Raw genomic sequence first — 19,618 nt, forward strand, 5'->3', positions numbered from 1 at the left:
CCATTGGCGGTCGAGTTCGTGCCGAAAGCAATGCTGTCGGCCTGATTGACCGTCGCGTTCTGGCCGATCGCGATGCCTCCCGGCGCCGTCTGCTGCACGATGGCGCCGTTGCCGATGCCGATGCCGTTGTCGCCGTTGACGGTCGTGCGCGGACCAACCGCAACCGAATCGACGCCGACCGCGACCGAGTCCGATGCCGTCGAATTGGCGTGGAAATACTTGGTCCCTGTCACCGCGAAAGAGCTCAGCGCGCCCTTCAACTGGCGAAGCGAGACCGCGTCCTGGTCCTCCGTGCCGTCGGCCACATTGGTGATCTGGCGATAGGACGTTGAGGTGCCCACCGAGACGGCGCCGAGCAGTGTCTTGTCGGTGGTGTTGAAGGGAACGAGGCCGGTGCCGGCGAGAACCGATCCCGATACGGGCGCTACCGCACGATCCGAGACCGAACCGGAACCGAGCGCCACGCCACCGTCGATGCTGACATTGCTGTCGCGGCCGAGCGCCAGCGCGCTGTCGCCGGTGGCGGTCGCCTGATAGCCGACGGCGGTGGAGCCCACGCCTTGCGCGAAGGAATCGGTCTGCGCCAGGCCGGCCTCGTTGGTGCGGGCGTAGCGAATGCCGATGCCATTGGCGTCGGTATAGGCGGTCGAGGTGTCGCCGGCGAGGTTGGTGATCGTGGCGCCGAGATTGGTTAGGGAACCGCCGATCGTGCTGAGCGTGGTGCCGATGGCGTCGACGGCCTGGTTGGTGGCGAAAAGCTGCGAACCGTTGATCGCATCCGTCGAGGACCCGCTGATCCGCCCTGCCGCGACGTTGGTGATGGTGCGCTCGGCGCCGACCGCGCCGACGCTGACCGTCGAGGTCGGAGTAGTGCCCTGGAAGGCGTAGGTCGTTCCGTTGATCACGGTGCTGGGCGTGCCGACCGTCACGGCCGTGACCGAGCCCGAGCCGAGCGCGACGTCGCCTGCATTGCCGGCACTGGAGAGGGCGCCCAGCGCGAGCGCATTCTGGGCGCCGGCATTCGCACCCGCGCCAAGAGCCGCGGCCTGAAAGCCGGTGGCAAACGCATTCTGGCCGATCGCCGTGCTGGACGTGGCTGTCGCGTTGGCGTTAGCGCCGATAGCGGTGCTGTATTGGCCCGAGGCCTTGGATATGTAGCCCATCGCCGTTGCGTCGAGGGCCGATGCGACGGCGCCGCTGCCGAAAGCCGAGGCATTGGCGTCGGAGGCGATCGAATTGGTACCGGCCGCGATGGCGTTCGTCCCGGTCGCGGTCGCGACAGGTCCAATCGCGACGGAGTCCGTACCCGTTGCCAAGGAATCCGCTGCCGTCGAGTTGGCATGGAAATACTTGATGCCGCCGATATTGATGTTGGTGATGGCAGCACCGATGGCGTCGACCGCCTGGTTGGTGGCGAAGAGCTGCGAGCCGTTGATCGCATCCGTCGAGAGCGCACTGATGCGCCCCGCCGCCAGGTTGGTCAGGGTGCGCTCGGCGCCGACCGCGCCGATGCTGACCGTCGAGGTTGGGTTGGTGCCCTGGAACGCATAGGTCGTGCCGTTGACCGCCCCGCTCGCTGTGCCGACGGCCGTGGTGGTGACCGAGCCAGAGCCGAGCGCCACGTCGCCGGAACTCGCCGCCGCGGTAGCGCCGTCGCCGAGCGCGACATTGCCCGCAAGGCCGGCAGCGCCCGCGGTGGAGCCGTTGCCCAGCGCCACCGAGCCTTGCCCGATGGCCTTGTTGTTGTTGCCGATGGCGACCGCGCCGTTGGCCATATTGGCCGCGGTGGCGCTCGCCGTGCCATCGCTGTTGGCGATGTTGTTGGCACCGCCGGTGAAGGCGCCGGTGCCGCTGGCGAAGCTCGGATCGCCTATGGCCACCGCGCCGTCGCCATAGGCAACGTTGTCCGCGCCGATTGCCACTGCCTTACCGCCGCTTGCGTACGCACTGGTGCCAATGGCGATCGCGTCGGCGGTGTCCGCGCCGGCGGCGGTGCCGATGGCGATCGCATTTACGTCGAGCGTCACCGCACCCGCTCCGATTGCTGTCGAGCTCGCCGCTGCCGCGAAGGACGTCGTGCCGATGGCGACGGAATCGTCGCCTTGGGCAGTGGTCGAACGGCCGCCCGCGAATGCACCGGCACCGGTGGCCTTGGAGGTGGAACCAAGCGAAGTGGCGTATGTTCCGCTAGCCGTGGCGCCCAATCCCAGCGCGCTGGCATTTGCGGCGGTCGCCGCGGCGTTGTTGCCGAGCGCCGTGGTGGAGACGTCCGTGGCCTGGGCTCCAGAGCCCGCCGCGACCGAGCCCACTCCACTTGACACAGCACCATTGCCCAATGCCAGGGCGAAGTTGCCCGAAGCGTCGGCCAGGTTGCCGACGGCTGCGGAGCTTACCCCTGCCGAGTTGGCCGTCGTGCCGATAGCGATGGAATCGGCGCCCCCGGCAGTTGCCAAACGACCGCCGGCGAACGAACGGTCACCGCTGGCAGTTGCGTTGCCGACGGCGGTCGAGTTCGCTCCCGAAGCAATCGAGAATGTGCCTAGGGCGCTGGAGCCGGCTCCCGTGGCCTGTGTGTTGACGCCGACCGCTAACGAATTGGTGGCGGTCGAGGCCGCGCCTGACCCCAGCGCCATGGAGGCAGCGCCCGAGGCCGCCGCGTTCTTGCCCAGAGCCACCGCGTTTCCTGCAGACGCAATGGATTGACGTCCTATCGCGATAGCGTCAACCTGAGACGCCCTCACGTCCGTGCCGATGGCGATGGCGCTCTCTTGAAGGGCGCCCATTCCCGCAACGGTTCTGTTGCCAAGATTGACGGCGTTGATCGCGGTCGCGTTCGCCTGGAATCCGATGGCGATGGCATTCTGGTTGCTTGCGACGGCGCTATTACCTTGGGCAAGCGAATCCAGCCCGGACGCTGTTGCGCCGAACCCGAGCGCGGTGGCGCGCAGTCCGGTCGCCCGGGTAACATAGCCGATCGCCGTCGAGTTCGTTCCGTCGGCACGCGCGTTCAGGCCAAACGCGGCTGCGCCTGTGGTTGCAACTGAATTGACGCCAATGGAGCTTGCTCCGTCCCCGTTGGCCTTGGCGTTCCCGCCCAGGGCGAGGGCGTTGACGCCGGTTGCGCCTGCAAAGACACCTATGCCTATGGCATTGAGGCCATTGGCACTCATCGTGTAGCCGATGGCGATCGAAGCGTTGCCTGTTGCCGTGGCACCCGTGCCCATCGCCACGCCGTCGTCGCCATTCACGCGGGCTCCCGTGCCGACAGCAGTTGAGGAGGAACCGGCGGCGACGCTGCCGCAACCGATAGCTGTGCTTGCCCCCCCGGCAGAGGGAGTCGTGCAGTTCGCAGTGTTGGTCAGAACCCCATTACCGATGGCAAGCTGCGCGAAAGCCGTTTGCGGGATCATGATCCCCACCACGGCAAGCGCCGCCGCCGACATCCCGCCGACGCCCAGCGTTCCCAGACCCATATTCTTGCGGCCGAGGCCGAGCACGCGGTGGGCCATGCGCAGCACCGCCATCAGGCGGCGGCGTCCCGAACGCGAGCCGCGATCGGCACCCGCGACCCACTGCCCGGTGAAGTTCACCGCCCGATTCCGGACGAACGAGTCACTCGAAATGCGATTGTCGGTCATGGTTCCCTCTCCGCTGGCCGGCACGAAATGTCTGACAATTCCGCTCGACAGCAGGAAGACATGATTCCTGCCTGCGGTATTTCAGGAAATTGCTGTCTCGTGAGAAAATATCGCCGCAGCCCGGCATAGGTTAACAGCCCGTTACTTTAGCCGAACCTTCAATAAGAGGTCAGCCGCGCATAGTTCAGAACTTGTGCAATTTAGCTGCGGTTTAAGCTTCGCGCTTAATCTTGCCTATCCGCGCCTGTAACGGCGTTACCTGCCGGTATTTCTTCATGATCGTAGTAAAATGGCTCTGGCTTGAGAACCCGCTCAAATGAGCGATGTCGGCGATCGTCAGGCGCTTGTCGAGAAGCAGCCTTTCGGCGAAGTCCAGCCGCAGGTCAAGAACATATTGATGCGGCGGCACCCCGAACGTTTTGGCGAAAGCCCGCACAAAATGGTAGGGCGAAAACCCGCAAACCGCGGCCATCTCGGCCAGCGCCAGCTTGCGCGAAAAGTTCTCGTTCAGGAACTCCTGCACCCTGCGTGCACCGCGGACCGAAAGTCCGCCTTTCACGTTCAGTGTCGGCTGCCGCATCATATCGGCTCCGGAAGCCCATTCCAGGGTATCGTCATCGCGCCGCATCCTTCAGTCTGCCGATACCTCCCATACGGAAATCAACCTGAGGGCGCATCTTCTGTTCCCTCAAGAAAACAATTCGTGATTGGTCGGACCGACTTATGCTGGCTCTGCTTCGCAAACGAGAGAGATCAGCACGAAACGGGCGACTGGCCTCGGCACCGATGATCCAGGTCAGCCCGGATGCATGCGCCGGCACAATCCCAAGGGAATGCTCCGTGGCGAGGAACTTCTGCGATCCAGGGCCACGGACGAAGTATATCGCGTTGTCCCGCGGGGTGGCCCCTCTGGGGCCTGCACTTTCAGGAATTATATCGAACACATGTCGAGCTGTCCGCACCCGACCGACGCCCCGGGAAACGCCGCTTTCCCGGGCTTCGTCCGCATTTTTCATCCGCCTCGCCTCAGCCGCTCTGCCTGCCGCCTGAAATCCCCTTAGCCCACGCCCCAAATCAACGTAACGCACACGCCTCGGATGAGGAAGAACTCCCGTGCGCAAAGAAAAATTTTTGTTTGGGATAAAAGGAAAAAAATGACCCAAAGAGGAAATTCAAGAACATTTTTTTCCGGCGGTCGCGAGGTCCTCCTCGTCAACGCGTTTTCGTTCATCAGTCTTGGTATGAATCGGCGACTCATTTCCGCACGGTGCCGAACGCTGATATGAAGGCCGCATCGAGGCTCCGCCGGCCTGCGACCTGGTTTTGCCACCTGCGGCCAGGCGACAACGCGGGATAAAGTTAGCCGGTTGCGCCCGGATCGCTAGGAACCATTGCGACGCTGCTCGTACAGATCCCACGCAAGTTCCACAAAACCCAGAAGAACATCCTCCTCGCTCCACCCGGCCGCGACCGCCGCCTGGACGATCTCACGCACGAGAGGCAGCAATTGGTTCTGACATTCGGCCGACATGTCGACGGCGGCGTCATCTCCAGGAGGCCTATTGAAGTTGAATTTCACCATTCGGCGCTCCCCTCGCCCTCGACCGAAACGTTCGTCCTTGTTTTTATTCCCGCTTGCATACAACAAGTCCGCCGCCAAGCATAGGAAGCCTTCGACAACCGGTGGCTGCATAGAATGACGTTGCGTCAGGTCGTCTCTATGCTTCGCCACTCTGCCCAAGGTTACAATTCTTCGACCAGGCTGCCTGTCGCCGGCACTGAGTATCTCTTCGCAACATCGAACGCTTGCCATCGCAAGATGGCTGGCAACATCACTTCCAGCGCATGATCGGCCGCATTGCCTTCTGCAATCGCTCGCTGGATAGTCTCGGCCATGTTGGAGACCCTGGCGACTCACTGGCCCCAAATTTTCGCGGTCATCTCCGTGGTGATGGCGACCGTCGGCATCGTTCACGCCGTCATGACCAAGGAGGATGTCCGCGCCGCCACCGGCTGGGTCGGCGTCATGGTGCTGTCGCCCATCCTCGGCGTGCTGATCTATGCCGTCGCCGGCATCAACCGCATCCGTCGCGCCACGATCACCGCGCAGCGTCCGCTTGCCGGCGACCGGGTGTCCGCCAAGCATGAGCGCGACGTCGCCGCCGAAGAGGCCCTGATCGTCGAGCGATACGGGCCGCGGTTCACCGGCTTGAGAACACTGGGTGACAGGGTGGCGCGGCGTGCACTCACTCCGGGAAATGCAATAGAGGTGCTGGAGACCGGCGACGAGGCCTATGCGGCCATGGGCGCGGCGATCGATGGCGCCGAACGCAGCATCCTGCTCGAAACCTATATTTTCGACAATGATGCCGTTGGCCTGCTCTTCGTCGAAGCGCTGGCCGGCGCCGTCCGGCGTGGCGTCGCCGTTCGCGTGCTGATCGATGCCGTGGGCGCCCGCTACTCCGTACCGAGCATCCTGGGGCATTTGCGCGAGGCCAACATCACCGCCGATCTCTTCAACGGCAACCTCGTCATGGGTCTGCGCCTGCCCTATGCCAATCTCAGGACCCACCGGAAGATTCTCGTGGTCGACGGCATGGTCGCCTTCACCGGCGGCATGAACATCCGCAAGGGCTTCTCCGCCGAATTCGCCGGCTCCAACAGCGCCAGGGACACACATTTTCGGGTGACCGGTCCGGTCGTCGCCGACCTCTTTTCGGTCGCCGCCGAGGACTGGCGTTTCGCTACCAAGGAAGCGCTGAAGGGCGATGACTGGCGAATTGCCCCGCTGTCACCGCCGCCCGGTGTGCCGATGCTGGTGCGGGCGGTCGCTTCCGGCCCGGATGCCAGCAACGAAACCAACCACAAACTGCTGATCGGTGCATTCTCCGTAGCCCGCAAATCGATCCGCCTGATGTCGCCCTATTTCCTGCCGGATCGCGAACTGATCAGTGCGCTGATAACCGCGGGCAGGCGAGGTGTCGAAATCGACATCGTTGTGCCGGCGGTGAACAACCTTTTCCTGGTCGACCGTGCCATGACGGCGCAATTCGACCAGGTGCTGAAGCATTATTGCCGTGTCTGGCGCACGGAAGGACCTTTCGACCATTCGAAACTGGTTTCGATCGACGGCGTGTGGGCCTATGTCGGCTCTTCCAATCTCGACGCCCGGTCGCTGCGGCTGAATTTTGAGATCGACCTCGAGATCCTCGACGCCGGCTTTGCCAGCGAGATCGAAGCGCGCATCCGGTCGGCGCTCGAGACGGCCGTGCCGGTCACGCTGGAAGCGTTGAAGGCTAGGCCGTTCCTCATCAGACTGTTCGACCGGGCCCTCTGGCTCGGTTCGCCCTATCTCTAAGATGGGTTCACCCCATCTTAAACAAAACGACGTGTTAGGCGGATAGTTTGATGCCGATCATGGAATATAGACTGAAAGACTCTATTTGAGGGGCATGGTGAAAGCAGCGGCCATGGCAGGCACACGATGCGCGTGACCGGACGCAGCCTCCCGGCAAGCATGCTGTTATCCATTCGTGACCGCCGGATGCAGAAGGCAAACGTTGCCGCACACAAGACCACGGCCATCACCGGCACGCTGGTTGCCTCCTACAATGTCCACAAATGCATCGGCGTCGACAGGAAGTTCGACCCGGAGCGGACCGTCCGCGTCATCCGCGAGATCGATCCGGATGTCATTGCGTTGCAGGAGGCCGACAACCGCTTCGGCGACCGTGTTGGGCTTCTCGACCTGGCTCGGCTCGAGCGCGAAACCGGCCTTGTTCCGGTGCCGATTTCCGCGACCGGCAAGGGCCATGGCTGGCATGGCAATGTCTTGCTGTTCAAGAAGGGCGTCGTTCGTGACGTGCACCAGATCAAACTTCCGGGCCTGGAGCCGCGTGGCGCGTTGGTGGCGGAGATCGACCTCGATGGAAGCCAGACGCTGCGCGTCATCGCCGCCCATCTCGGCCTGCTGCGCCGCTCGCGCTCCCAGCAGGCACGTGTCGTGCTCGACCTGATGAACAGCCCTGATGAAAAGCCGACCTTGCTGCTCGGCGACCTCAACGAATGGCGCCTCGGCAACCGCTCCGCGCTCAACACGCTGCATGCGACGTTCGGCCCGCAGCCGCCGGCGGTCCCCACCTTCCCCTCGAACCTGCCGCTGCTGGCGCTCGATCGCATCATGGCCAACAGGCATGGCATGATTGCCGCCGTCGACGCGCATGACACGCCGCTTTCGCGGGTTGCATCGGACCATCTGCCGTTGACGGCCTTTGTCCAACTGGAGCGCATGGCTGACGCCGATAACAGTTTGATGTCCCAGGCGTCGCAAAGCGTGTAGATGCTCTGTGGAACGCCCGGCTCTTCCACGAGTTGATAGGTCTTGGATTCGCAGGAGGACCGAATGAAGAAATTGATTTTAGCTTCCATATTGGCATTTGCCGCAACGGCCGCGGTGGTGGCACCGACGCAAGCCGCAAGCGTGATTATCCAGTCCGACGACGATCAATATTCACCTGATGACCAGTATTCACCGGATAATCAGTTCGACAATGGCGAAATCATCGTTCGCCGCCATCACGACCGGCGTATTTACGACAACCGGTATGATGACGACCAGAACGCGCAATATGGCGACTACAACGACGGCGAATATCGCCGCCACCACCGGCATCACCGCTGCCACATCGAACTGATCAAGCACTGGCGCCACCACCACAGGGTGATCGAGGAGGTCCGCGTCTGCGGCTGATCTTTGGCCGGGCCAACCGGCTGGCGAAAGCCGGTGGGTTTGCCCTATTGTCCCCTCGATCAAGCGTTTCGACGGAAGCAGACGAGGGGGTCGGATGATCGCTTACGATTTCACCGGCAGGCACGCGGTCGTCGCCGGCGCAGGCGGCGGTATGGGCGAGGCGATCACGCTGGCGCTGCTAGATGACGGCGCCGCCGTCACCGCCATCGACGTCAAGCCGCGCCCAGCGTCCCTCGCCGCCTATGACGACAGGCTCACCTTCGCGCAGGGCGATCTCACCGACGCCGCCTTTGTCGAACAGGCGGTCGGTACGGCGGGCCGCGAGCGCGGCGGCATCGACTATCTCGCCAATGTTGCCGGCGTGCTGTGGTTCGGCCGCGACAGATCGGCGCTCGAGATGGATCTCGACGTCTGGGACGAAGTGTTCAGGATCAATTTGAAATCCTTCGTGCACACGGCGCGGTCGGTCGTGCCGCATATGCGATCGGGCGGTCGCGGCGGTGCCATGGTGCATTTCTCGACCATCCAGTGGTATCGCGGCGACGCCAACCCACAGGACGCCTACCAGGCATCGAAGGCCGGCGTCTGCGCGCTCTCCAAATCGCTCGCTATGCAGTTGGCCGGCGAGCGCATCCGCTCCAACGCCATCTGCCCCGGCATGGCGCTGACCCCGCTGCAGGCGCGCTGGGACACCGAGGAAAAGCGTTCGGCCGTTGCAAGCTACGCGCCGCTCGGACGCATCGGCACGCCGCAGGACATGGCCAACGCGGCCCTGTTCCTGCTTTCCGACGCGGCGAGCTACATCACCGGCATCGAGCTTGCCGTCGATGGCGGCCTGCTGATGCGCATGTAGCCAACACACCCGCTGCCGGCTGCGATAACAGAGAAACATCGGCGAATGACTCTATCCAAACGGCTGACCGCGCATCGCAATGATTGCACGGCGCCTCCGGCAACTTTAAGGGGCCCGGCGTCATGAACCGGTCGCTACCCGGACAGGGCCTAACCTCGCTATGATACCCTCTGGACACAGCTGCCGAAGGCTGAAAAATGTGGAACGCAACTCTCTTTGGAGTTGAGCCGGAACACCAGGAGGTGGCGCTGAAATTGGAAGACATTGCCGGCCATCCGGCGTTGCATCGCTACGTTCAGGAGCAGTCGCTGGCGCTGATCCAGATCTATCAGGACAGCCCGCGGCTGGCCTCGATTTTTGCCACGCAGCAGCGCTGGCTGATGGGCCATGTCGGTCTTGCCATGCATTTCAGGCGCGACCCGCGCGACCGTCGCAAGGAGCTGACGGTATCGCGTTTCATCGAAGTCGTGCACCAGCACGCGGTGGCCAGCCGCAACACGGCGGACGCTTTCATCAAGGAGATGCTGCACTACCACATTGCCGAGTATGTGTCGGGTGGCGACGGCCGCACCCACCCTTTGCAGCCGACGGCGGCAACCGTGCAGACTTTTACCGGCTGGGTCCTTGCCCATTTGCGGACGCTGGATCGCCTCGACGGTGCTGACCGCTTGGCCAGGTTCCTGGAGCACCCCGAGATGGTTGCCAGGCTGCAGCCTCTGGTGGCGGACGGACTGCTTGCCTCCAAGCCGGTGCGCGAACCCAATCAGACCTTTTCCCTGTTCATCTGGCTCAACAATGGCGGCATCGTCATGGACTGGCTGATGTCGGGCATCGACCCCGATCATGCCGGGCTGGAGCGGATTGCGACCAGCGTGGTTTCGATCGGCGATTTCGCCAAATGGCTCAAGCTGTCGCGAACTCACCTTGCCCGCAAACTGCGCGCTGCCGAGAATCTCGGCAGCATCGGCTGGCTCGGCCAGCGCGGCCATTCGGTGATGTGGGTGTCGAACACCTTCTACCAGGAATACATGACCGTCCAGGCCGCCAAGCTGGCCATAGTCGATGCCGCTTTCGACGCGGCTTTTGGCCAGCCGGCAGGTAGCTGATCGGCTGGGCATCCCCGTGCAGAGACGCCCAGGGCAACGAACTTCGCCGGCGCGTTGGCTGACGGAAACGAAAAACCCGCCTGCGCGGCGGGTCACTGGCGCAAATCAGCACCATGGACAAATATGTACCATAGCTGAGGGCACGGAGTCAAGAAAAAATTCCTATCGTGAAAAGCTGCCGGCACAAAAGCTGCCGACACCGCCGATGCCCCGGCCCCTCGTCAATCGATATCGAACGAGACGCCCTGGGCGAGCGGCAGCGCCTTGGAATAATTCACCGTGTTGGTGGCGCGCCGCATATAGGCCTTCCACGCATCGGAGCCGCTCTCGCGGCCGCCGCCGGTTTCCTTTTCGCCGCCAAAGGCACCACCGATCTCGGCGCCCGAAGTGCCGATGTTGACATTGGCAATGCCGCAGTCCGACCCATCGACACCAAGGAAGCGCTCGGACTCCTGCAGGTCGCGGGTGAAGATCGACGACGACAGGCCGGCGCCCACCGCATTGTGCTCGTCGAGCACGGTGTCGAAATCCGAATATTTCATCACATAGAGTATCGGCGCGAAGGTCTCTTCCGTCACCGGGGAAACCTGGCTTTGCATCTCGACCAGGGCCGGATGCACGTAATAGGCATCCGGGTGACCGTTCTCGACGCGCGCGCCGCCGGTCACCTTGCCACCGTGGGCGGCGGCTTCCTTCAGCGCCTTCTGCATGGCGTCGAAGGCGGCCTTGTCGATCAGCGGCCCGACCAGCGAGGAGGTCTCCAGCGGATTGCCGACCGAGACGCTCTCGTAAGCCTTCTTGAGACGTGGAACCAGGGCGTCGTAGACGCTGTCATGCACGAACAGGCGCCGCAGCGTCGTGCAGCGCTGGCCCGCCGTGCCCATCGCACCAAAGGCAATCGCGCGCAGCGCCATGTCGAGATCGGCGGTCGGGCAGACGATGCCGGCATTGTTGCCGCCAAGCTCCAGCACCGCGCGCGCAAAGCGCTTGGCCAGCCGTGGGCCGACATCGCGGCCCATGCGGGTCGAGCCGGTGGCCGAAACCAGCGGCACTTTGGGGTGATCGACCAGGATCTCGCCGACGGCACGATCACCGATCAGCACCGGCGCCAGTCCCTGCGGCGCGTCAGCACCGAAACGCTTTACCGCGCGTTTGAAGATAGCTTCGCAGGCAAGCGCCGTCAGCGGCGTCTTCTCCGACGGCTTCCACACCACCGCATCGCCGCAGACCAGCGCCAATGCGGCGTTCCACGACCACACCGCGACCGGGAAGTTGAAGGCGGAAATGACGCCAACGACGCCGAGTGGATGCCAGGTTTCCATCATGCGATGGCCCGGGCGCTCGGTGGCGATGGTCAGGCCGTACAACTGCCGGGAGAGGCCGACGGCGAAATCGCAGATGTCGATCATTTCCTGCACTTCGCCGAGCCCCTCGGACGGGATCTTGCCGACCTCGATCGAGACCAGCCGGCCAAGCTCGGCCTTGTGCGCGCGCAACTCCTCGCCGAGCAACCGCACCAGTTCGCCGCGGCGCGGGCCCGGCACCATCCGCCAAGCCTGGAAGGCCTTGTGCGCGGCGTCGATCGCCTTGGCCGCATCAGCCGGCGAGATCGTCTTCAGCGCCGCGATCTGCTCGCCCGTCACCGGGCTGCGCACGATCAGGTCGCCGCCGACAAGTGCCTCCTTGGCCACACCCAGTTTCGCCAGAAGCTCCGTGGTTTCCGTCGCTATCGTCATTTTTGTCCCTTTCAGATTCACCGCCATCAGATGGCGTTGAACCAATGCTTGCGCAATTTCGCCCGCGTGCCGGTCGGCACTTCGGGCACAGTCATGGCGTGGCATTACTCGTTTCAGGGAAGAATCGCCACCCCGCGATGGTCCAAGCCCTGGCGACACGATTGAGCCAGACGAGCAGACGGCGTTCAGTTTGCCTTTTGCGTCGGTGCGCGAACGGCACCGTCCTTCATCAGCCGGTCGATATGCATGCGGATATGGGCGGCTTCCGCCGCTGTGTTGGCAAGCGCAATGGCGCGGTCGAAGGCGACACGCGCCTCCTCGCCCCGGTCAAGCTGCATCAGAAGCCCACCCTTGAGGCCGAAGAAGTGGAAATAGCCGGAAAGCCGTTCTTCCAGCGGCTCGATCATGGCGAGCGCCTCTGCCGGTCCACGCACCTTCGAGACGGCGACGGCCCGGTTGAGCGTGATCACCGGCGACGGCTGCATCTGCTCGAGCAAACGGTAGAGCAGATCGATCTCGTTCCAGTCGGTGTCCTCGGCCTTTTCGGCCCGCGCATGCAGTGCGGCAATAGCCGCCTGCACCTGATAGGGGCCGGGCTTGCGATGGCGCAGCGCCTTGTCGACCAGTGCCAGCCCCTCATCGATCATCTTGCGGCTCCACAGGCCGCGGTCCTGATCCTCGAGCAGCACGATCTCGCCGCTCTCGTCGAAACGGGCCGGTGCGCGCGCATGCTGCAGAAGCAGCAGCGCCGTCAGCCCCATGATCTCCGGCTCGGTCTGGAACAGCCGCAGCAACAGCCGTGCCAGCCGGATCGCCTCTTCGCACAGCGGCGCACGGGCCGGCGCCTCGCCGCTATTGGTCGAATAGCCTTCGTTGAAGATCAGGTAGACCATGGCGGCGACGGCGGCGAGCCGTTCCGACCGCTCGACTGCGCCCGGCGTCTCGAACGGCACGCCGGCGTCCGCAATGCGCGCCTTGGCGCGGGTGATGCGCTGCTCCATGGCGCTTTCGCCAACCAGGAAGGCGCGCGCGATCTGCTTGACGGTGAGGCCCGAGACAATCCGCAGCGCCACCGCGATCTGCTGCGTTGCCGGCAGGTCGGGATGGCAGCAGATGAACAGCAGCCGAAGGATGTCATCGCGGTAATGCGCCCCGTCCAGCCGCTCGGCGATATCGCTTTCGGCGTCTTCCAGGTCCGAGATCTGGTCTTCCTCCGGCATCGGCGCCTGCTTGGCGCGCTTGCGCACCGCATCGATGCCGCTGTTGCGGCCGACAAAGATCAGCCAGGCCGCGGGATCACGCGGCGGCCCGTTCTGCGGCCAGTTCTTGATGGCCCTGAGGCACGCATCCTGGAAAGCTTCCTCCGCCGTGTCGAGATCGCGGAAATAACGCAGCAGCGCGCCCATCGCCTGAGGGCGGGCGGCGCTGATCGCGGAGCTGATCCAGGCAAGTTCGGTCATGCCGGGACCTTGTTGCGGTTGAAGACCGAGACCGGCCGGATCTCGTAAGAGCCGCCACTCGGATTGACCTCGGAAAGTTCGCGAGCGAATTCCACGGCCTCGTCGAGATCGGCGCATTCGAGCGTGTAGAAGCCGAGGAATTGTTCCTTGGTCTCGGCAAACGGACCGTCGATGACGACCGCTTCGCCCTTGACCCTCCTCAGAGTCGTCGCGGCCGTGGTCGGCAAGAGCCTTGCCACCGGACCAAGCCTGCCGGCCTTGACATATTTGTCCTGGACGTCGCGGAGATTGGCCATGACCTCGTCGTCCTGTGCCTTGCTCCAGGAGCAGACGACATCTTCGGAAGCATAGCAGAGGATTGCGTAGAGCATGGCAGGTCCTTTTTCTCTGTCAAAGGACGAAACAGTAAGACCGATCCCGACACGGCGTCGATAAAAAAATCCCGATGCGGCGGATTTGGCGACCGCCGGTCGCCGCCAGTCAGCTTTCGCGCACCTTCAGCCATCGCAGCACGAGCGCTTCCTCATCGTCCAGACCATCGATCGAGCGCTTGCGCTTGCTGGCCCGCGCCATTTCGTCGAGCAACCGCCCCTCTGACCATGCTTCGAAGACCTGCGGATGGATGTAGCATTTGCGGCAGACGGCACGCGTGTTGCCCAGCCGCTCGGCAACCTTGTCGATGACGCTGTTCATTACCCGCTTTTGCTGTGCCTGGCTTTCCGGCAATTCCGTTTGTGCAAACAGCGACGCGGCATGGATGGTGCCGCCCCATGTGCGGAAATGCTTCGAACTGAACGCATCGCCGGCGGCCTCGCGGATATAGCGATTGACGTCCTCGGAGCGGACCGGTCGCCTGCCGCCGTCCTCATCGAGATACTGGAACAGCTTCTGGCCCGGCAGGTCCTGCGCGCCGCGCACGATTCCAGCGATCCGGCGGTCGATCAGCTTCAGCTTCCATTCCTTGCCGGACTTGCCCTGGAAGGCAAACCGCAGGCTTGAACCGACGATATCGACGTGGCGGTCGCGCAACGTGGTCAGCCCGAAGCTCTTGTTGTCGCGGGCGTAGGCGGCATTGCCGACCCGGATCATCGTGTTGTCGAGCAGCCAGACGACCGCGGCGACGACACGCTCGGGCGGCAGACCACGACGGCGCAGATCGTTGTCGATCCTGCGCCGCAGTTTCGGCAGGCTTTCGGCAAAGGCGACAAGGCTCGAATATTTGGCGCCGTCGCGTTCTTCGGCCCATTGCGGATGGTAGCGGTATTGCTTGCGTCCGCGCTGGTCCCTGCCCGTTGCCTGGATATGGCCGTCGGCGTCGGGCGAAATCCACACATCCGTCCAGGCCGGCGGAATGACGATCGCCTCGATGCGCGCCCTGGTGGCGTCCAGAACCGCCCGCCCGTCCGGACCTTTGTAGGAAAACCCCTTGCCTGTCTTTAGCCGCCGGATACCGGGCTCGGCATCGCTGACATAGGTAAGCGACGCATGATCGGCTGAACTCTGCGCCCCGTTCTTCGGCGCGCCATTTTTCGGCACAGCGTCTTCGTCAGCCGGCCGGTTGTGCGACAATCCGGATTTTTGCAGCATGTCGGCTCCACGCAAATATCCGTAGATAAGCTGTTGGCCGATTGCTGGTTCCACACGCCGTCCGAAAAGCCTGTGGCGGCGATGTGTTGTCCCGGGGGGACTGGCGCCTACAGAGCGCCCTGCAGCTGGATCGATGGCGCGGACAAACGCCGCCGCGCCGCGAGTTTGAACCTGTAGCGAAGACAGCGCCAGGCTTCCGAGCGCCGCTTCGGCGCAGCCGCGGCCACTGCCAGGAAGCGTGCCGCGGTGTCCAGATCGCCGCGCGCATAGTGGACCCGGGCGATCTTGAGGGCGACGAGCCCTTCCCTGGTCTTGAGCGCCGACATCGGGATGTTGCAGTCGACAAGCGTGCGCAATTGTCGGCGCCAATCCAGGAAGCGCCGTACCGGGTTGATCGCAAAGCGGTCATCGGAACGCGCCGGCGAAACCTCATAGACCATGACGGGCTGCGAAACCATGGCCAGCGATGCCTTGCTCATCAGCCGCGCCCAGAACAGCGTGTCCTCGTCATAGGCCAATCCGACCGGGAACCTCGTCTCGCCGATCAGGGCTCGGGATGCCAGGACGCTGCCCACGGCGACCGACCGTATGTCGCCTTTCACATAGGCCGAAGCGTTTGCCAGGCATGCAGCCCGATAGCCGTTCGGTACCTTGATCTGCCGATCCTGGCCGTTCACCCGTCGCCGGTAGGCGCCCACGATCATATCGGCCTTCGGCTGCTCCTCCGCCTGCCGCAGCAGCGAGTGCAGTCCACCTTGCAGATGCAGGTCGTCGGCATCGATCAGGTATACCCAGGGATGGACCGCCTCCGCCAGCGCCACATTGCGGGCACCGCCGGCATCGCGGCAACTGGCCGGCAGCACGCGCAACGGCAACGACAGCTCCGCCGCGGCCTGCCGCGCCACGGCTGCCGTGCCGTCTGTCGATGCATCGTCGACCAACAGTATCTCGCCGATGATTTCGGCCTCGCTGCGAAGAGAAGCCAGCGTTGCCCCGATGGTTGCCGCCGCATTGTGGGCAGGAATAACGACGCTGATCACTCTCAAACCCCGCGCCAACGCGCTTAAAGAATATAATTACTATCCACTTCGAAACGAATGCAAAGTAGCTGCTGCATCAGCGTTTGAGAAGTAGTCTTGTCCACCGGAATTACAGTGAAGAGGTCGCTGCACCAAGCCTGCTTTCACGCTTTTTCGAGCACGACCGGAATGACGTCGACAGCTTGCTCGCCGACCTGTCCCCCGGTGGTCTTGAGAACGCCCACGATCGGCGCGACGTCCGAATAATCGCGGCCGTAGCCGACGGTGATATGGTCGTTGCTGGCCCGCATGCCGTTGGTCGGATCGAATTCCTGCCAGCCGGCGTCGCGACCGCACCAGACCTTGACCCAGGCATGCATGGCATCGGCGCCTTCCAGCCGGGGTTTGCCTTTCGGCGGGATGGTGCGCAGGAAGCCGCTGACATAGCCGGCCGGAATGCCGAGCCCGCGCAGACCGGCGATCATGATGTGCGAAAAATCCTGGCAGACACCGCGCTTCAGCTTGAAGGCATCGCTGGCCCGGGTTCGCACCGTGGTCGCTTCGCCGTCATAGGTGAAATCGCGATGGATGCGATTGCACAGGTTCATCGCCGTGCCGGCGGCTGAGCCGCCGATGCTGTCGCGCGCATAGCCGGTGATCGCAGCATCGATGCCGGCATGAGTGCTGGCCGTCAGGAAATGGTGCGGTGTATCAGGCGCCAGCGACCGCACGGCGGCGAGTTCCTGCCTGAGCCGGCTAATATCGGGTGACACGTCGAGCCCAGGCTCGGGCCGCGACACCGATACGCGTGCGCTCATCCTTATGTCGAGCGTGTCATGCGCCTCGCGAAAGGCGATCGAGGTGACGTTGTTGCCGAAGAAATCGGAAAAATCAGAACGCTCGTTGGGCGCCGGCGCAAAGGACAGTGATGCGGCGATGACGCGCTGAACGCCGGATATCGTCGACGGCAGCACACGGATCTGATGGCGGCCGCCGCCGGCCGCCGCGGCATAGTCGTAATGCAGATGAAGCCTGATGTCGTAAAGCATGCTTTATCCGAAATAGGCTTTGGCGAGGCTGTTGTAGAGGCCGCCGATTTCGTAGGCGAGCTCGTCCAGCGCCTTTGCCGTCATGTCCGAAGGCTCCTTGATGGCGATCTGGGTGTTGAGCTGCAGGATTTCCTTCGCCGCCGGCGACATGTGCCCCTCGCCGCCGAGCGACGGCAACAGGCCGATCTCGGCCTTCAGCCTTTCGAGCTGGAACAGGATGGAGCGCGGATTGAGCGGGTCGAGCGCCAGCAGGTCGATCACCGTGCGCCGGCCGGCCTGCACCGGATATTGCCGGCGGTGTGTCATCACGCTGTCGCCGATCTCCAGCATCATGTCGAGCGCGCCGTCGGGCGCCTTGGCACTGGTCAGCCGGGACAGCGTGCGAGCGATCTGGATGCCGCGCTCCAGCCGGCGGCCGATCTCGAGAAAGCGCCAGCCGGCGAAGCGGTACATGTTCTCGTGTAGCAGGCCGGAAAAGCCGGCGAGCTTGCGCAGGATGACCGTCATCGCCCGGGTCGCGTCGTCGCCCGGTGCGACCGTCGTCGCGAACTGATGGATGGTCTTCGACAGATCCTTCAGCGCCAGCCAGCCATCGGGCGAAAAGCGGTCGCGAATCTGCCCGGCGCTGTAGACCGCACTATCCAGCGTACCGATAAGTCCTGACGGGATCGCCGTTTCGACGTCGATGCCGAAAGGTTCGAGATAATCCCTGATGTCTGCCAAGAGCGGCATGTCCGGATCGGACGTCTCGGCCAGCCGCACATGATAAGCGCGCAGGATGCGCACCGTGTCTTCCGAGCGCTCGATGTAGCGTCCGAGCCAGGTCAGGTTCTCCGCCGCACGGCTGGGCAGGCTGCCGGGCCTGGTGCGGGTGAAACTGTCGCCTTCTTGCGGCAGCAGCGTCTCGCGCTCCACCGGTTTGTCGCTGACAACCCAGACATCCGCTGCCTGGCCGCCACGCTGCATGGCGATCGCCGTCGGGTCGAGCGACAGGCCGACGCGGGCAAATCCCCCCGGCATCACCGTCCAGCCTTCGGGTGTTCGCGCCAGGTAGGCGCGCAGGCTCGCCGGCCGCGGCTCCAGCCAGCCACCGACATAGACGGGCGTCGTCGAAAGCGTCACTGCTTCCTGGCCAACGAAGTCGCCGCCATCGCGTTCGATGCGCGACACCAGCTCCGCCCGCTCCCCGGTGGACAGCGCCGAGCCGAGCTTCGTCTGGTCGTCATCCTCGAAGGCCAGCCTCGTCGACAGCGCCGGGCCGACCACCATGCGGTCGATGTTGGCCAGCACATGCGCGCGCTCGGTCGCTTGCCCGCACCACCATGTCGCGACACTTGGCAGCAACAATTCCTCGCCCCGCAAGGCGCGTGAAATCTTGGGCAGGAAGGCGAGCAGCGCGCGCGTCTCCATAAGGCCGGAGCCAAGCGCATTGACGGTCGCTACCGCGCCCTGTCGGATCGCTTCGACCAGGCCCGGCGTACCGATCTGCGAATCCGCGCGCAGTTCGAGTGGATCGGCGAAGGCGGCGTCGAGCCGCCGCCACAACACGCTGATCGGCATCAGGCCGGAAACCGTGCGCACCATCAGCCTGCCGCCGGAGACAGTCAGATCCTCGCCTTCGAGCAGCATGATGCCGAGGTAGCGGGCGATGTAGGCGTGTTCGTAATAGGTTTCGTTGAGCGGCCCCGGCGTCAGGATCGCGACCCGGCCGTCGGTTTCCTTGGCCATGCCGATCAGCGCGTCGCGAAAACGGCGGAAAAAGCCGGCAAGGCGGTGCACATGCATCTCGCCATAGATGTCGGATAGCGCGCGCGTGGTGGCGACACGGTTCTCCAGCGCAAAGCCGGCGCCGGACGGCGCCTGAGTGCGGTCGCCGAGCACCCACCACTGACCGTCAGGCCCACGGCCCAGTTCGAAGGCACAGAAATGCAGGAAATGACCGCCGGCTGGCTTGATCCCGACGACAGGCCGCAAATATTCGGGGCTGGCGGCGATCAATCCCGCCGGCAGGATGCCTTTCTCGACCAGCCGGTTCGGCCCGTAGATATCGGCGATGGTTTCCTCGAACAATTCGGCGCGCTGCACGAGGCCGGCGCTGATCGCCGCCCACTCGCTCTCCTCGATGAGAACCGGGACATGCGCCAGCGGCCATTCGCGCTCATTGGCGCCGGCCTTGTCATAGACGCGGTAGTAGACGCCGGCATCGCGCAGATACTGGTCAGCGCGGGCGAAACGCTGGCCAAGCTTTTCAGGCCCCAGTTCGTCGAGCGCCTCGATAAAGTACTTCCAGGCCGGACGGGGATTGCCTGATGGATCGACCATCTCGTCGACGACCCCGTCGATCGGCTGGTAGTGCTCCAGCAGGCTGTGGATCTGCGGCTCGCCGCGTACCCTCTTGTGATTCCCCTTTGCCATCGTTG

The 19,618-nt window shown here is 63.9% G+C and carries 16 protein-coding genes; 5 read left to right on the forward strand and 11 right to left on the reverse strand.

The window, feature by feature from the left end:
* From NKJ06_RS24950 to NKJ06_RS24965, 4 genes are all read right to left on the reverse strand, one after another.
* Nucleotides 1-3,638, reverse strand: a 3,638-nt coding sequence (locus NKJ06_RS24950; protein ID WP_352810953.1) for a beta strand repeat-containing protein, incomplete at its 3' end; no start/stop codon positions are given.
* A 211-nt stretch (nucleotides 3,639-3,849) separates the two neighbouring features.
* Nucleotides 3,850-4,266: a helix-turn-helix transcriptional regulator gene (locus NKJ06_RS24955; protein WP_352810955.1), complete on the reverse strand. Its 417-nt coding sequence runs from the start codon at nucleotides 4,264-4,266 to the stop codon at nucleotides 3,850-3,852.
* A gap of 753 nt (nucleotides 4,267-5,019) precedes the next feature.
* On the reverse strand, nucleotides 5,020-5,220 hold the full coding sequence (locus NKJ06_RS24960) for a hypothetical protein (protein ID WP_352634870.1): 201 nt from the start codon (nucleotides 5,218-5,220) through the stop codon (nucleotides 5,020-5,022).
* A 161-nt stretch (nucleotides 5,221-5,381) separates the two neighbouring features.
* Nucleotides 5,382-5,534 (reverse strand): hypothetical protein, encoded by a 153-nt coding sequence (locus tag NKJ06_RS24965; RefSeq protein WP_352634871.1) that lies wholly within the window; start codon nucleotides 5,532-5,534, stop codon nucleotides 5,382-5,384.
* Between NKJ06_RS24965 and NKJ06_RS24970 the strand changes: the two genes are divergently transcribed.
* The 5 genes from NKJ06_RS24970 to NKJ06_RS24990 all read left to right on the forward strand — a co-directional run bounded on the left by NKJ06_RS24970 (nucleotide 5,533) and on the right by NKJ06_RS24990 (nucleotide 10,347).
* Entirely contained in the window at nucleotides 5,533-6,996 is a 1,464-nt protein-coding gene (locus NKJ06_RS24970) for a phospholipase D-like domain-containing protein (RefSeq protein ID WP_352634872.1), read from the forward strand. The genes NKJ06_RS24965 and NKJ06_RS24970 overlap by 2 nt on opposite strands.
* Before the next feature lie 126 nt (nucleotides 6,997-7,122).
* On the forward strand, nucleotides 7,123-7,977 hold the full coding sequence (locus NKJ06_RS24975) for an endonuclease/exonuclease/phosphatase family protein (protein ID WP_352634874.1): 855 nt from the start codon (nucleotides 7,123-7,125) through the stop codon (nucleotides 7,975-7,977).
* A 63-nt stretch (nucleotides 7,978-8,040) separates the two neighbouring features.
* Nucleotides 8,041-8,388: a hypothetical protein gene (locus NKJ06_RS24980; RefSeq protein WP_352634876.1), complete on the forward strand. Its 348-nt coding sequence runs from the start codon at nucleotides 8,041-8,043 to the stop codon at nucleotides 8,386-8,388.
* Nucleotides 8,389-8,482: 94 nt separating this feature from the next.
* Nucleotides 8,483-9,241, forward strand: a complete 759-nt coding sequence (locus NKJ06_RS24985; protein ID WP_352810959.1) for an SDR family NAD(P)-dependent oxidoreductase — start codon at nucleotides 8,483-8,485, stop codon at nucleotides 9,239-9,241.
* Nucleotides 9,242-9,438: 197 nt separating this feature from the next.
* The gene (locus NKJ06_RS24990; protein ID WP_352634880.1) at nucleotides 9,439-10,347 is read left to right on the forward strand and encodes a hypothetical protein; all 909 of its coding nucleotides are present in this window, start codon (nucleotides 9,439-9,441) and stop codon (nucleotides 10,345-10,347) included.
* Nucleotides 10,348-10,568: 221 nt separating this feature from the next.
* On the opposite strand, the gene amaB is transcribed toward NKJ06_RS24990, so the two are convergent.
* The 7 genes from amaB to NKJ06_RS25025 all read right to left on the reverse strand — a co-directional run bounded on the left by amaB (nucleotide 10,569) and on the right by NKJ06_RS25025 (nucleotide 19,613).
* Nucleotides 10,569-12,083: an L-piperidine-6-carboxylate dehydrogenase gene (gene amaB / locus NKJ06_RS24995; protein ID WP_352634882.1), complete on the reverse strand. Its 1,515-nt coding sequence runs from the start codon at nucleotides 12,081-12,083 to the stop codon at nucleotides 10,569-10,571.
* A 185-nt stretch (nucleotides 12,084-12,268) separates the two neighbouring features.
* Nucleotides 12,269-13,543, reverse strand: coding sequence for an RNA polymerase sigma factor (locus NKJ06_RS25000; RefSeq protein ID WP_352634884.1), 1,275 nt, complete (start codon nucleotides 13,541-13,543; stop codon nucleotides 12,269-12,271).
* Nucleotides 13,540-13,914, reverse strand: coding sequence for a YciI family protein (locus NKJ06_RS25005; RefSeq protein WP_352634885.1), 375 nt, complete (start codon nucleotides 13,912-13,914; stop codon nucleotides 13,540-13,542). The genes NKJ06_RS25000 and NKJ06_RS25005 overlap by 4 nt, the downstream gene beginning before the upstream one ends.
* A 109-nt stretch (nucleotides 13,915-14,023) precedes the next feature.
* Nucleotides 14,024-15,130 (reverse strand): DNA topoisomerase IB, encoded by a 1,107-nt coding sequence (locus NKJ06_RS25010; RefSeq protein ID WP_352634887.1) that lies wholly within the window; start codon nucleotides 15,128-15,130, stop codon nucleotides 14,024-14,026.
* A 107-nt stretch (nucleotides 15,131-15,237) separates the two neighbouring features.
* Nucleotides 15,238-16,170 (reverse strand): glycosyltransferase family 2 protein, encoded by a 933-nt coding sequence (locus NKJ06_RS25015; protein WP_352634889.1) that lies wholly within the window; start codon nucleotides 16,168-16,170, stop codon nucleotides 15,238-15,240.
* Nucleotides 16,171-16,313: 143 nt separating this feature from the next.
* Nucleotides 16,314-17,198 carry a transglutaminase family protein gene (locus NKJ06_RS25020; protein WP_352634891.1) on the reverse strand — a complete coding sequence of 295 codons (885 nt, stop codon included), beginning with the start codon at nucleotides 17,196-17,198 and terminating at the stop codon, nucleotides 16,314-16,316.
* Nucleotides 17,199-17,201: 3 nt separating this feature from the next.
* Complete coding sequence (locus tag NKJ06_RS25025; RefSeq protein WP_352634893.1) at nucleotides 17,202-19,613, reverse strand: circularly permuted type 2 ATP-grasp protein; 2,412 nt, start codon at nucleotides 19,611-19,613, stop codon at nucleotides 17,202-17,204.
* Nucleotides 19,614-19,618: the final 5 nt, after the last annotated feature.

The sequence above is a fragment of the Mesorhizobium sp. M0293 genome, assembly GCF_040321735.1.
In the GTDB taxonomy this organism is placed as follows: Bacteria; Pseudomonadota; Alphaproteobacteria; order Rhizobiales; family Rhizobiaceae; genus Mesorhizobium.

Coding starts and splice junctions, on each gene's coding strand:
- NKJ06_RS25000 (WP_352634884.1), bottom strand. CDS start 13,543: ATGACCGAACTTGCCTGGATCAGCTCCGCGATCAGCGCCGCCCGCCCT.
- NKJ06_RS25005 (WP_352634885.1), bottom strand. CDS start 13,914: ATGCTCTACGCAATCCTCTGCTATGCTTCCGAAGATGTCGTCTGCTCC.
- amaB (WP_352634882.1), bottom strand. CDS start 12,083: ATGACGATAGCGACGGAAACCACGGAGCTTCTGGCGAAACTGGGTGTG.
- NKJ06_RS25020 (WP_352634891.1), bottom strand. CDS start 17,198: ATGCTTTACGACATCAGGCTTCATCTGCATTACGACTATGCCGCGGCG.
- NKJ06_RS24960 (WP_352634870.1), bottom strand. CDS start 5,220: ATGGTGAAATTCAACTTCAATAGGCCTCCTGGAGATGACGCCGCCGTC.
- NKJ06_RS24990 (WP_352634880.1), top strand. CDS start 9,439: ATGTGGAACGCAACTCTCTTTGGAGTTGAGCCGGAACACCAGGAGGTG.
- NKJ06_RS24965 (WP_352634871.1), bottom strand. CDS start 5,534: ATGGCCGAGACTATCCAGCGAGCGATTGCAGAAGGCAATGCGGCCGAT.
- NKJ06_RS25025 (WP_352634893.1), bottom strand. CDS start 19,613: ATGGCAAAGGGGAATCACAAGAGGGTACGCGGCGAGCCGCAGATCCAC.
- NKJ06_RS25010 (WP_352634887.1), bottom strand. CDS start 15,130: ATGCTGCAAAAATCCGGATTGTCGCACAACCGGCCGGCTGACGAAGAC.
- NKJ06_RS24955 (WP_352810955.1), bottom strand. CDS start 4,266: ATGCGGCGCGATGACGATACCCTGGAATGGGCTTCCGGAGCCGATATG.
- NKJ06_RS24980 (WP_352634876.1), top strand. CDS start 8,041: ATGAAGAAATTGATTTTAGCTTCCATATTGGCATTTGCCGCAACGGCC.
- NKJ06_RS24985 (WP_352810959.1), top strand. CDS start 8,483: ATGATCGCTTACGATTTCACCGGCAGGCACGCGGTCGTCGCCGGCGCA.
- NKJ06_RS24970 (WP_352634872.1), top strand. CDS start 5,533: ATGTTGGAGACCCTGGCGACTCACTGGCCCCAAATTTTCGCGGTCATC.
- NKJ06_RS24975 (WP_352634874.1), top strand. CDS start 7,123: ATGCGCGTGACCGGACGCAGCCTCCCGGCAAGCATGCTGTTATCCATT.